Here is a 13,586-nt window from a genome sequence, read left to right as displayed (position 1 = left end):
TCCCGCAAAAGAGAGGTTTCGTCCGCATCGGGTAACTATTTAACACCCGACAGCGATAGAGACAGGCGGGGCAGAGGGTGTAGAATGTCTGCTTCAATCTTAAGTGATAGGTTTTTCAATGACTGATCAAGAGAAAAAGCCTCAGCCTAATGCGGCTCACGATGACGATTTTGTGGAAGAGACCCGCATGTTGTCGATGGGCGAGGATGAGGTCGAAGAAGAGACTGTAGAGGAAGGCAAAAAAGTACGCCGTAAAGGTATCTACCTGCTACCTAATCTGTTTACCACAGGCGCCCTTTTCTCCGGTTTTTATGCCATTGTGTCCGCGATGAACGGTGTATTTGATAATGCTGCCATCGCTATTTTTGTCTCTATGATTCTGGATGGCCTGGATGGTCGTGTTGCCCGTATGACCAATACTCAAAGTGAGTTTGGTGCGGAATACGACAGTCTGGCCGATATGGTCTCCTTTGGCGTGGCTCCGGCGCTGGTTGCTTTTAGCTGGATGCTGGGAGATATCGGTAAGATCGGTTGGTTTGCCGCTTTTATCTATGTGGCTGGGGCAGCATTACGTCTGGCTCGTTTTAACACTCAGATCGGATCAACGGATAAACGCTGGTTTATCGGTTTACCCAGTCCATCAGCGGCGGCCGTTATTGCTGGCATTGTCTGGACCTTTAATGATATGAATCTGATCGATCCCAGCTATAAATACGCCTTAGCCTTTATCGTGGCAGCTGTTGGCGTGCTTATGGTGAGTAATGTGCGCTATAACAGCTTTAAAGAGATTGATCTGAAAGGGCGGGTGCCGTTTCTGACGATGTTTATTATCGCGCTGGTCTTTGTTGTGATCGCCTATGATCCGGCAACGGTTCTGCTGCTGATCTTTGTCGGTTATGGGGCTTCCGGCCCGTTACGAGCGGTGCTTAAAGGCAAAAACAAAGCCTGACAGCGAGCTGAAAAGCCTTCTGGCTTATTGAAAAAAGGCCGGTCAGCGTTACGCGAACCGGCCTTATAAGATGCCCTGGTTCTGATGCAATTCATTCAGATCAGGGCATTTTTTTAGGCCTGATGTTTATCAGGCATCATCATTCAACATCTGACGCACCACATAGTGCAGAATCCCACCGTGGCGGAAGTAGAGGGCTTCATTGACGGTATCGATTCGGGACAGCAGTTCACACTCAGCAGTTCGGCCATCTTTATAGCGAATGGTTAGGGTCAGGCGCTGGCCCGGGTGAATCTCATCGGTAAGTCCCTGAATACTGAGAGTTTCGTTGCCGGTTAATGACAGGGTCTTGCGATCCGTTCCTTCAGGGAACTGAAGTGGCATCACTCCCATGCCGATCAGATTGGAGCGGTGAATCCGCTCGTAGGATTCCGCAATCACTGCCCGCACACCTAACAAGCGGGTGCCTTTGGCAGCCCAGTCGCGGCTTGAACCTGTGCCGTATTCCTTACCCGCCACGATCACCAGAGGGGTGTTTTTCTCCCGGTATTTTTCAGCGGCATCAAAAATAGCCATCTGCTCACCGGTGGGTACAAAACGGGTATAGCCCCCTTCAACCCCGTCGAGCATCTCATTGCGGATACGCACATTGGCAAAGGTGCCGCGCATCATCACTTCATGATTCCCCCGACGAGAGCCGTAAGAGTTGAAGTCCTCCGGTTTTACCCCCAGCGACTGCAGGTATTGCCCTGCTGGCGTTTCCGGCTTAAATGCTCCTGCTGGGGAGATATGGTCGGTGGTCACGGAGTCCCCAAGCAATGCCAGAATATGAGCGTCTTCAATCGGCTCAACAGCTTCAGGCTGAGGCTGTATCCCCTCGAAGAAAGGCGGATGCTGAATATAACTAGAGTCGTCAGACCAGTCATAAACTTTGCTTTTCGGGAACTGAATGTTCTGCCAGATCGCATCTCCTTCAAATACTGCGCCATACTGTTGCCGGAACATGGCGGTTTTGACCTGCTCCACAGCATCTGCGATCTCCTGCTGACTTGGCCAGAGATCTTTCAGATAGACCGGTTGGCCATCCGGTGTATGGCCCAGAGGATCTTTCTGCAGATCAATCCGGACGTTGCCCGCCAGAGCGTAAGCCACAACTAAAGGGGGAGATGCCAGCCAGTTGGTTTTCACCAGAGGATGCACCCGGCCTTCAAAATTACGGTTGCCGGACAACACTGAGGCAACGGTGAGGTCACCGTCAGTAATCGCCTGTTCTACGGCATCCGGCAGTGGGCCGGAGTTACCGATACAGGTGGTGCAGCCGTAGCCCACCAGATTGAAACCAAGGTGGTTCAGGTCTTCTTCAAGGCCAGCTGCCTGCAGATACTCGGTGACAACTTTAGAACCCGGTGCAAGGGAGGTTTTAACCCAGGGTTGGGTTGTTAGGCCTTTCGCGACAGCATTGCGGGCGAGTAGCCCTGCGGCCATCATCACACTGGGGTTAGACGTGTTGGTGCAGGAGGTGATCGCCGCAATAACCACCGCTCCCGGATTGAGGCGGCTTTTAACGCCATTGAGCTCCAGTGTTTGGCTGGCAGCGTGCTCAAAGTGGCTGTGTTGGGCGCCAACAGCGGTCTGTCCGCCTTCTGAGTCCAGTTTGCGGTTTTGCAGGTCTGTGGTTGTCTGGGAGCCCGCTTCAGGGGCTCCTTCACCCGTAGCCATCAGCAGCTCAAAACTGGCAGGTATATCTTTTAAGGCTACGCGATCCTGAGGGCGTTTAGGCCCCGCGAGGCTGGATTCGACCTGCCCCATGTCCAGCTCAAGAGTATCGGTGTAGAGAGGCTCGGGATGAGCCGATGGGTCATGCCAGAGTCCCTGAGCCTTGGCGTAAGCTTCAACCAGTGCGATCTGTTCCGGCTCGCGCCCGGTCAGTGTCATATAGTTCAGGGTCTGTTCATCCACCGGGAAGAAGCCGCAGGTGGCACCGTATTCCGGTGCCATATTAGCCAGTGTCGCCCGGTCTGCTACGGGCATACTTTGCAGGCCTTCACCGTAAAATTCGACAAACTTACCGACCACGCCTTTTTTACGTAGCATCTCGGTCACTGTGAGCACCAGATCTGTGGCGGTGATGCCTTCCCGCAGCTGCCCTGTGATCTTAAAGCCGATCACTTCCGGAATCAGCATCGATACCGGTTGGCCCAGCATGGCGGCTTCTGCCTCAATGCCGCCCACGCCCCAGCCGAGAATACCCAGACCGTTGATCATGGTGGTGTGGGAATCGGTACCCACCAGCGTGTCGGGATAGGCAAAGGTTTTGCCATCGGCTTCTGTTTTGTGCCAGACCGTTTTACCCAGATACTCCAGGTTCACCTGATGACAGATACCGGTGCCCGGTGGTACGACTCGGAAATTCTCAAATGCCTGTTGCCCCCAGCGCAGAAATTCATAGCGCTCTTTGTTGCGCGTCATTTCAATGGCGACATTCTCTTTAAAGGCGTCCGCGTTACCAAAATGGTCCACCATAACGGAATGGTCGATGACCAGGTCTACCGGGGACAGGGGGTTGATTCGTGCCGGGTCTTTACCTGCCTGCTGAACCGCATGACGCATCGCGGCCAGATCAACCACGCCGGGTACGCCGGTGAAATCCTGCATGAGTACTCTGGCGGGGCGGAATTGAATTTCGGTATCAGAGCGGCGGTTTTTCAGCCAGTCGGCTATGGCTTTGAGATGGGATCTGTCGACGGTCAGATCGTCTTCGTGACGCAGCAGGTTTTCCAGAAGAACTTTAAGACTGAAGGGTAAGCGGCTGAGATCTCCCAGTTCCGCTTCAGCTTTGATAAGGCTGTAATAGTGATAAGTTTTGTCACCTGCCTGAAGACTCGACAAGGTGTTTAGACTGTCTTTACTCTCAGATTGACTGGACATGTACCTCTCCTTTTGTGTGAGCTGCGTGTCGCTTGATTAAAACCTCTTATTGAATGGTTGGTCTGGTCTTTTAGTGGGGGGTTAAAGATTACTATCAAGGCAGACCTGCTGAACGACAACTGTATGAGCAGTTATACGGCAGATCGCCTTTTCAGGTTTTTTCTCAGAAACTCAGCTTATACCCATAAGAATCGAGGTAGACCTGCTCAGTTTCAAGGTCTGCCAGCGTCAGCGGGTTATCTTCAAACCAGCCTTCCGGGAAACTGAGTTTGACCTGTTTGCCATCGACTTTGATTTTTGCGCTCAGGTTAGCCTCGTCAGGACGGCTGTGGTTCAGATGAACCGCCAGGCGTAGCAGAATCGCTAGGCAGATCAGTGGTTGCTCCAGCGTTTCGGGCTGTGTTCTGAATTCAGCCATGGGGAATTTACGGCGGTGGCTGCGTACCAAAACGGCCAGCATGGCCTGATGCTGGTGCGAAAACCCCGGTAGGTCTGAGTGCTGCAGCAGATAGGCACCGTGTTTATGGAACTGGCTATGGGCGATAGCGAGGCCTATTTCATGCAGATGAGCAGCCCAGCGCAGAATCTGGCGAAGTTCATCGTGCTTGAGTTTCCAGCTGCTTTTGACCTGATCAAACAGGTGTAGCGCGGTTTCGCTGACGACTGATGCCTGAGAAGTGTCCGCATGATAGCGCTCCATCAGGGAGGATATCGTTTGTTCGCGGATATCCTGATCTGTGAAACGTCCCTGGAGATCGAACAGAACGCCCTCACGGAGTGCACCATCGGTAAAGGTCATCTCTTCAATATCGAGTAGCTCGAAGATCGCCTGCAAAATAGCCACGCCAGCAGGGAAAACTTTTGCCCGGTCAGAACGCAGTCCATCCAGCTGAACGCTTTCAAGATCCTTAAATTTAAGCAAAGCTTTGCTTAGTTTGCTCAGGCCTTCGCGGGTTATGGGGCCATCAGTCCAGCCGTTTTGTTGCAGCACAGAAGCCGTTGCTTTGATGGTACCGGACGTACCGACGCTCTGTTGCCAGCCAAGTTTTTTGTAGGGCTTTACGATATTCAGCAATTCGTTTTTGGCGGCAAGCACTGCCTGCTGGTAGCGTTTGGTGGTGATCTGGCCGTCTGGGAAAAAGCGTTTGCTGTAGGCAACACAGCCCATGTGCAGGCTTTCCAGTGCTTTAGGTTCAAAGCCTTCACCGATAATAAACTCGGTACTGCCGCCACCGATATCCGCGACCAAGCGACGCCCCTGAGGGGTTGCCAGTGAGTGCGCGGCCCCAACGTAGATCAGACGGGCCTCTTCACGACCGCTGATAATCTCAAGGGGATGACCAAGAACTTTTTCCGCACGATTCAGAAAGCTACGGGTGTTTCGGGCCGCACGTAGCGCATTGGTACCAACAATGCGGATATTGTCCGGGTTGATCCCGGTCAGAAAGGGGGCAAAGCGACTCAGGCAATCCAGCGCTCTTTGCTGGGCTTCTTCGGTCAGGTTGCCCTCAGGATCGAAACCTGCCGCCAGCTGTACTTTTTCACCCAGCCGTTCCAGTGTACGTATTTCACCCTGAACCGAGCGGGCCACCATAAGGTGGAAACTGTTAGAGCCAAGATCGATGGCCGCCAGCAGGTCATTATCGTAGCTGCCGGCGGTATTGGCTTGATCATCTGTGATCGTTTCTGTTGTTGGCTTATCCGTATCGCTCATACTTGTGGCCTTACTGTCCCGCTGAAAAGTTCCCTTATTATGGCACGATCATAAAAGTGTCACATGACGAATCGATGACATCACCTTGTTTTCATAAGGTCTTTTAAGTGGAAAAAGGTGATGGGTTAAGTTCACCTTAAGGCTTTGTGGTCAGACTTGCCGGAGCGGATAACTCAGAAGAGGCGCGGTGAGATTTCCTGTATTAGTAAGCGCTGTTATTTATTAGCTTATGCTTAATTCCAACTTTTACCGTCAGGCATTCCGGTGCTATGATAGCGGTATTCATTTAGGTGTAGCGGAATGGTTTGATCTTCTGAGAAAGAGCTGACTGCTGCATTCTGATCATCTTGAGAGCTTTCATCTGACTCCCGTTGTAAACCGCCAAGGCGACCTGCAGCGGCTATGAGCCGGAGGAGCTGACAATTTTGCCCCGGAGGCATTTAAATGAGCGAAAATATTGTAAATGTTAGCGATGCGTCTTTTGACGAAGATGTCCTGAAAGCCGATCTGCCAGTGCTGGTTGATTACTGGGCAGAGTGGTGTGGTCCATGCAAAATGATCGCTCCTGTACTGGAAGAGATTGCTCAGGAATATGCAGGCAAAGTGAAAGTTTGCAAACTGAACATTGATGAAAATACCGAAGTACCGCCTAAGTTTGGTATTCGTGGTATCCCTACCCTGATGTTGTTCAAAAACGGTAACGTTGAAGCAACAAAAGTAGGCGCTTTGTCCAAATCACAACTGGCTGCTTTTCTTGATGGCAACCTGTAAGTGATTGTTATATTGCGCAGGCGCACACGTCTGCGCAATATATACCGGTAAACACTGGTATCTCTGCCATATTGGTGGTATGTTTCTTTCCGTTGTGTGCGATCCGCATACCTTCTCCTTTTAATGCTACTGGCAGTAACCCGCTGGTCAGCCCCAGTCTGAACGAATCCATTCGCCAGAATTTTCGTGAACCCTAGCCCCTTAAACCAAAGCTCCTAACGACCCATGAATCTTACCGAATTAAAGCAAAAATCTGTCCCAGAATTGATCGACCTTGCCCAGGAAATGGGTATTGACAACGTTGCTCGCTCACGCAAGCAAGATATTATTTTTGCCATCCTGAAACGACACGCTAAAAGCGGTGAAGATATCTACGGTGATGGTGTTCTGGAGATTCTTCAGGACGGTTTTGGTTTTCTGCGTTCAGCGGATAGTTCTTACCTGGCTGGGCCGGATGATATCTATGTATCACCGAGTCAGATCCGACGCTTTAATATGCGTAAGGGTGACCACATTGCCGGTAAGATCCGTCCACCGAAAGATGGTGAACGTTACTTCGCACTGCTTAAAGTTAACGAGATTAACTTTGATAAGCCGGAAAACTCCAAGCACAAAATCCTGTTTGAAAACCTGACGCCACTGTTTCCTGATGAGCGTCTGGTTATGGAAATTGGTAATGGCTCAACAGAAGATCTGACCGCGCGTGTTATTGATCTGGTGGCCCCGGTTGGTAAAGGTCAGCGTGGCCTGATCGTATCGCCACCAAAAGCCGGTAAGACCCTGATGTTGCAGAACATCGCCTCTTCTATCACCCGTAACAATCCTGAATGCCATATGATCGTACTGCTGATCGACGAGCGTCCGGAAGAAGTGACCGAGATGACCCGTTCTGTCCGTGGTGAAGTTGTGGCCTCTACCTTTGATGAGCCGCCAGCCCGTCACGTTCAGGTTGCCGAGATGGTGATCGAACGCGCCAAGCGTCTCGTAGAACACAAGAAGGATGTGGTGATCCTGCTGGATTCGATTACCCGTCTGGCCCGTGCTTACAACACTGTGATTCCATCCTCCGGTAAAGTACTGACCGGTGGTGTTGATGCTCACGCACTGGAAAAACCGAAGCGTTTCTTTGGTGCGGCCCGTAACATTGAACACGGTGGCAGTCTGACCATTATCGCAACCGCTCTGGTCGACACAGGTTCCAAAATGGACGAAGTGATCTTCGAAGAGTTTAAAGGTACCGGTAACATGGAACTGCATCTGGATCGTAAGATCGCAGAGAAACGTGTTTACCCTGCGATCAATATTCGTCGCTCCGGCACCCGTCGTGAAGACCTGCTGGCGTCTGAAGACGAGCTGCAACGGGTATGGATTCTGCGTAAGCTGCTGAATCCGATGGAAGACACAGGTGCTATAGAGTTTATGATTGAGCGTCTTAAAGATACCAAGACCAATGATGAATTCTTTGAAGCGATGAAGCGTAAGTAAGTCGGGATACCGACTGAACATGCTTTAAGCCTGACAAAAGGGTAAGCCAAGGCTTGCCCTTTTTCGCATCTGGCGAAAGGTCATTGGCCGGTTTATCCGACAGTTAAAATCTGAACACCGCTAACACTAATTTCAATCTCCTTACCGACCGGTAATAGCCGGAGGAAATCAGGGAACCGAGATGCGTTATAAAGATCTGCGTGAATTTATTGATCAGTTGGAAGCGATGGGAGAGCTGAAACGCATCTCCACGCCGGTTGATCCCAATCTTGAGATGACCGAAATCTGTGACCGCACCCTGCGGGCAGAAGGTCCGGCTTTACTGTTTGAAAATCCGGTGGGTTATGACATGCCGGTGCTGGGCAACCTGTTTGGCACTCCGCGTCGTGTGGCGCTGGGTATGGGCGAAGATAACGTGACCGCACTGCGTGATGTGGGCAAGTTACTGGCTTACCTGAAAGAGCCAGAGCCGCCTAAAGGCTTTAAAGACGCCATCGAAAAGCTGCCGGTATTCAAAAAAGTGCTCAACATGGGGCCGAAGAAGGTACGCCATCCTGCCTGTCAGCAGGTGGTGATCGAAGGCGATGATGTTGATCTCTATAAACTGCCGATTCAGACCTGCTGGCCCGGTGATGCCGGCCCTCTGGTGACCTGGCCGTTGGTGATTACCAAAGGCCCGCATAAGGAGCGTCAGAATCTGGGCATCTATCGCCAGCAGTTGATCGGTAAAAACAAACTGATTATGCGCTGGCTGTCCCACCGTGGCGGTGCACTGGATTTCCGTGAGTGGCAGCAAGCCCATCCGGGTGAACCCTTTCCGATTTCTGTAGCGTTGGGCGCTGATCCGGCCACCATTTTGGGGGCGGTAACACCGGTCCCTGATACTTTGTCGGAATACGCTTTTGCTGGTTTGTTGCGCGGCTCTAAAACCGAGTTGGGCAAGTGTATCGGCAACGATCTTCAGGTTCCGGCGAATGCCGAGATCATCCTGGAAGGCTATATCTATCCCGATGAACTGGCACCGGAAGGCCCGTTTGGTGATCACACCGGCTACTACAACGAAGTGGAAAGCTTCCCGGTATTTACCGTAGAGCGCATCACGCACCGTAAAGACCCGATTTACCACAGCACCTACACAGGACGTCCGCCGGATGAGCCAGCGGTGCTGGGTGTGGCGTTGAATGAAGTGTTTGTGCCGATTCTGCAGAAGCAGTTCCCGGAGATCGTCGATTTCTATCTGCCACCGGAAGGTTGCTCCTACCGTATGGCGGTGGTGAGTATGAAGAAGCAGTATCCCGGCCACGCTAAGCGCGTGATGATGGGTGTATGGTCCTTCCTGCGTCAGTTTATGTACACCAAATTTGTGATTGTTACCGACGACGATATCAATGTGCGGGATTGGAAGGATGTGATCTGGGCGATTACCACCCGTATGGATCCGGCCCGTGATACCACCATGATCGAAAATACCCCGATCGACTATCTCGACTTTGCCTCGCCGATTCCCCGTCTGGGTTCCAAGATGGGTATGGATGCCACCAATAAGATGCCGGGCGAAACTGACCGTGAGTGGGGGGAGCCCATTGAGATGGATGCAGCTGTTAAACAGCGTGTGGATGATCTCTGGGACGAACTGGGTATTTTTGATAAACCTTCATCCTGAGACAATCGTCAGACCATGAATCTGATCGCTCAGTAGGACCTTCTGCTAGCGGCAAGGTGACAGCCTTGCCGCTGTTTCGGATGATAAGGGAATGACAAGAACGGATCAGCGCACCCTCAGAATCGACTGTCATCAGAAAACGACCGGTTTTTATGCGGCTTTTGATGAGAACTTTCTTGAGGCAGCCAAAGAACAGGGATTCCGGCTGTTGAGAGGGTGTAAAAACGGTGTCTGCGAAGTGTGTGAAAGTACTCTGATTCGTGGGGAGATCTTCTACCGCACTCCCTCCGGAATCAGGAGCGCTACTCCGGGAGAATCCTTTTTATTTTGTACTGCATCTGCAAAAGAACCGGCCGAGATCCAGCTCAACCGGATACTTGCACCAGGAGAATTTATTGTGAAGACAATGGCTTGTCAGATTGACTGTGTTGAGCAGCTGGGCGCTACCGATGTTTATCGGGTTGTGCTGCAAACCCCGGCTGGAAACCTCCCCGATTATGCTGCCGGGCAATATCTGGAAATTATTCTGCCCAATGGTGACCGTAACGCTTTTTCTATCGCTAACCGCCCTGATGGGCGTCGTCTGGAGCTGCACATTCAGCACCTGCCGGATCGGGATAATTCCCGAATGCTGCTGCAAATGCTTCAGGAGCAGAGCAGTGTTCAGGTTGAGTTGCCAAAAGGTGAGTGCACGCTAAAAGCGACCGGGACCGATAAAGTATTTTTTGTTGCTGCCGGAACCGGCTTTACTCAAATGAAAGCCCTGATCGAAGAAGCTTTTGAGCAAGGTAGTGATCAGCAGCTTTATCTCTACTGGGGAGCACGCCGTCCGCAGGATCTGTATATGGCAGACCTGCCGGAAAAGTGGCAGCAGGAGTATGAAAATTTCCACTTTGTACCGGTTGTGGGTGACCTGTTGCCGGATCAGGAATGGCAGGGACATGTGGGTATGCTGCACGACGCCATGATCAAAGATCACGGCAAGTTTGACGATGCGACCGTTTACGCCAGCGGCTCGCCCAATATGGTCTATTCCGTAACCGATACCCTGATTCAATATGGCTTGTCAGACGAGTGCGTCTTCTCTGATGTTTTTGCCTACGCCCCGCGCGGCTAGACTGAGCTGCTGATTGAGGTTTTTTTGTGAGCGAAGAACAAACACAAGCTCCCATTCTGATTACCGGCGGTGGCCGTCGCTTGGGGCGACATGCTGCGGAGACGCTTGTCGGCAGTGGTCAGCCGGTGATTATCACTTACCGAACGGAGCGCCCGGAGTTGGATTCACTCAGGGCAAAAGGCATCGTCACACTACAGGCAGATTTCAGTGATCAGACGGGTATTCTGGATTTTATCGAGCGTCTTAAAGCCGAAACCTCAAGTCTAAGAGCCGTTATCCACAACGCCTCGGACTGGCTGCCGGATCAGAAGGGTGTGGATAACGCATCCCTGATGCAGTCGGCAGAGGGTTTTCAGCATCTGTTTTCGGTACATATGCTGGCCCCTTTTCTGATTAATCAGGCCTGTGAGTCTTTACTGTTGGCCCATCATGGCTCCAGAGATATTATTCATCTTACTGATGCCGTTGTACGCAAGGGGTCTAAAAAGCATGGTGCTTATGTTGCGACCAAAGCGGGCCTGGAGAGCCTGACCCAGTCTTTTGCTGCCCGCTTTGCTCCTGATATTAAGGTGAATGCTATTGCACCGGCGCTTATTATGTTTCAGCCCGGTGATGATGCGGAATACCGTGAAAAAGCACTGAAAAAGTCAGCATTGCAGATTGAACCCGGTGCTGAAGTGATTACCCAAACGATCCGATACGTTCTGGAGAACGCCTACCTTACGGGTGTTATTTTACCGGTAGAAGGCGGCCGATCTGTTATCTGATCATAGGGATAAACCAGTCAAACAGAGTCAGGGATGAAACCATGAAGAAGTTTTTGCTCGTCATTTTCAGTCTGTGTTTAGGTGGTATCGTTCAGCCTGTTATGGCTGACAACCGCTCCTATCTTTCCTTAGGCATTCAGGGTGGGCGCTGGGATGTTACGGGAAACAATTACCAGGGTATCGGCTGGGGACTTGATGGCGGTGTGCCCGTCAGCGACAGCCTCAGTCTGGTCGGCGCATACAGCAGAATGACCTACGATCCGGATAGCAGTGGCGTATCCGATGCGGATTTTACAGAGTGGCAGTTAGGGTCACGCTGGCAAACAGATTTATCCACATCGACCCGTTTTGGTTTGCAGTACCGTTATGTTGATATGGTTTTATCCGCTGGAGGCTCTGAGGCCGATGAGTACGGCCATCGCGGGCAGGTCGATCTGGGTATTAATATGGCTTCTGCCGGGCTGGGTAAATTACCGTCACTGCTTAATCTCAGTGCGGGTCAGACCGCCTATGAATCCGAAGACCGTTGGTTTTTTGAAACCGGTCTTCGCAGTTTTATCAACCGTAATTTTTCCCTTGGACTGCATTACCGCAATGAAGCCGAGGATCGGCATCTGCTGACGCTTTCTATCCGCGAAGACCGATAATCTCTGCAATACCGGGTCATCTGGCCCGGTATGCCTCTTCCTGCCGTTAAAATCCTCAGAAAGTCGTACTGGACAGCTCGTCATATCTCCGTAAAATGCCTGTCACTATTTGACGCAAGTCAAAAGCGTTACTCATAAAAAAATCAAAAAGAAACAAGTCTCAGCTCTCTTAAAATCAATCTGTGAGGATTTGAAATGTCCCATCATGACGAAAACTTCCGTGACGAAGCTGGTTTTATCTATGTGATTCCGGCTCTGGCAATTCTGATCGGCATGAACTGCCTGCCAGCGACCATTTTCTGGTCTCGTTACTTCCTGGGTTAATAGCCGGGAAGAGATCGTTTCAGCTGAGGATTCTCAGCTGCGGAAGGATTCGCGCAAAAAAGGCCGTCAAAACCCGAATATTCATATCAGGTTTATGACGGCCTTTTTATTGCCTGAGAAACAGGCGGGATCTGATAAAAGGATTACAGGTTAGGGTTAACCAGTACGCGACCTTTTACCTTACCTTCAACCATGTTCTGAGCCTGCTCAGGCAGCTGTTCCAGAGAAATTTCGTTGGAAACCTGATCCATAATCTCCTGTGGCAGCTCTTTGGCCAGTCGGTTCCAGGCCTGAACACGGCGCTCGTATGGAATCATCACACTGTCCACACCCAGAAGATCAACGCCACGCAGAATAAACGGCATTACCGTGGTGTTCAGGGCAAAGCTGGATGCCAGACCTACCGTTGCCACACGGCCGTTGTAGTTCATCTGAGACAGTACCTTAGCCAGAATATCGCCACCCACAGTGTCAACAGCACCAGCCCAGCGGGATTTGTCCAGCGGACGGGCCTTGTCTTCAAATTCGCTGCGAGGCAGTACTTCGGATGCGCCCAGCTGTTTCAGATAGTCTGCGCTGTCGGCTTTGCCACTGACGGCAACCACCTCAAAACCATTTTTAGCCAGCAGAGCAACCACAATGCTGCCCACACCACCGGTCGCACCGGTAACCAGCACAGGGCCATGTTCCGGTTTCAGGCCGCTTTCCTGCAGACGCATGACACACAGCATAGAGGTCAGACCCGCAGTACCGATCGTCATCGCCTGTTTAGCGGTCATACCTTCAGCCAGAGGTACCAGCCACTTAGATTGCAGGCGCATCTGCTGAGCATAGCCACCCCAGTATTTCTCACCAACGCTCCAACCTGTCAGAACAACGGCATCACCGGCTTTGTAGTCAGGGTTGTCAGACTCCGCAACGGTCCCCGCCAGATCAATACCTGGCACCATAGGGAACTGATGAACAATTTTTCCGGCACCGGTTACTGCCAGCGCATCTTTATAGTTCATAGAACTGTATTCGATATTAACCAGAACATCGCCTTCAGGCAGCTCGCTTGCGTCCAGAGTGCGAACGCCTGCCAGTGTTTTCTTCTCTTCCTGTTCCAGAACCAGTGCTTTATTCATACCGTGACACCTTGCTTATCAGAGGCGTTAACCTTTGCTTTCAAAAGGAGGTTAACGTTATAGAGTTGATCTGAGTTTGTTTGCAGCATAGTTG

At 51.4% G+C, this 13,586-nt stretch carries 11 protein-coding genes; 8 read left to right on the top strand and 3 right to left on the bottom strand.

Features of this window, described 5'->3' with window-relative positions:
- The first annotated feature begins 118 nt into the window (after positions 1–118).
- Complete coding sequence (gene pssA / locus AC4GL5_RS07020) at positions 119–949, top strand: CDP-diacylglycerol--serine O-phosphatidyltransferase (protein WP_490382085.1); 831 nt, start codon at positions 119–121, stop codon at positions 947–949.
- A gap of 129 nt (positions 950–1,078) precedes the next feature.
- Here pssA and acnA read toward each other — a convergent pair whose 3' ends face one another.
- Both acnA and ppx read right to left on the bottom strand, forming a co-directional pair.
- Positions 1,079–3,877, bottom strand: a complete 2,799-nt coding sequence (acnA, locus tag AC4GL5_RS07015) for an aconitate hydratase AcnA (protein WP_490382084.1) — start codon at positions 3,875–3,877, stop codon at positions 1,079–1,081.
- Between the two features lie 163 nt (positions 3,878–4,040).
- Positions 4,041–5,591: an exopolyphosphatase gene (ppx, locus tag AC4GL5_RS07010; RefSeq protein WP_490382083.1), complete on the bottom strand. Its 1,551-nt coding sequence runs from the start codon at positions 5,589–5,591 to the stop codon at positions 4,041–4,043.
- A 444-nt stretch (positions 5,592–6,035) separates the two neighbouring features.
- Between ppx and trxA the strand changes: the two genes are divergently transcribed.
- From trxA to AC4GL5_RS06975, 7 genes are all read left to right on the top strand, one after another.
- Entirely contained in the window at positions 6,036–6,362 is a 327-nt protein-coding gene (gene trxA, locus AC4GL5_RS07005; RefSeq protein ID WP_490382082.1) for a thioredoxin TrxA, read from the top strand.
- Between the two features lie 225 nt (positions 6,363–6,587).
- Positions 6,588–7,847 carry a transcription termination factor Rho gene (gene rho / locus AC4GL5_RS07000; RefSeq protein ID WP_086479758.1) on the top strand — a complete coding sequence of 420 codons (1,260 nt, stop codon included), beginning with the start codon at positions 6,588–6,590 and terminating at the stop codon, positions 7,845–7,847.
- A 181-nt stretch (positions 7,848–8,028) separates the two neighbouring features.
- Complete coding sequence (gene ubiD / locus AC4GL5_RS06995) at positions 8,029–9,510, top strand: 4-hydroxy-3-polyprenylbenzoate decarboxylase (RefSeq protein ID WP_490382081.1); 1,482 nt, start codon at positions 8,029–8,031, stop codon at positions 9,508–9,510.
- Positions 9,511–9,601: 91 nt separating this feature from the next.
- A complete protein-coding gene (locus tag AC4GL5_RS06990; RefSeq protein ID WP_490382080.1) occupies positions 9,602–10,627 on the top strand; it encodes a 2Fe-2S iron-sulfur cluster-binding protein in 1,026 nt (341 codons plus the stop codon).
- A gap of 26 nt (positions 10,628–10,653) precedes the next feature.
- Complete coding sequence (folM, locus tag AC4GL5_RS06985; RefSeq protein ID WP_490382079.1) at positions 10,654–11,394, top strand: dihydromonapterin reductase; 741 nt, start codon at positions 10,654–10,656, stop codon at positions 11,392–11,394.
- Between the two features lie 41 nt (positions 11,395–11,435).
- Positions 11,436–12,041, top strand: coding sequence for a hypothetical protein (locus AC4GL5_RS06980; RefSeq protein WP_490382078.1), 606 nt, complete (start codon positions 11,436–11,438; stop codon positions 12,039–12,041).
- A gap of 195 nt (positions 12,042–12,236) precedes the next feature.
- Complete coding sequence (locus AC4GL5_RS06975; protein ID WP_490382077.1) at positions 12,237–12,365, top strand: hypothetical protein; 129 nt, start codon at positions 12,237–12,239, stop codon at positions 12,363–12,365.
- 143 nt (positions 12,366–12,508) lie between these two features.
- Here AC4GL5_RS06975 and acuI read toward each other — a convergent pair whose 3' ends face one another.
- Entirely contained in the window at positions 12,509–13,492 is a 984-nt protein-coding gene (acuI, locus tag AC4GL5_RS06970) for an acrylyl-CoA reductase (NADPH) (protein WP_490382076.1), read from the bottom strand.
- Between the last annotated feature and the right edge of the window lie 94 nt (positions 13,493–13,586).

The sequence above is a fragment of the Oceanospirillum sp. genome, from assembly GCF_982874595.1.
This window is presented reverse-complemented; position numbering and strand designations above follow the sequence as displayed.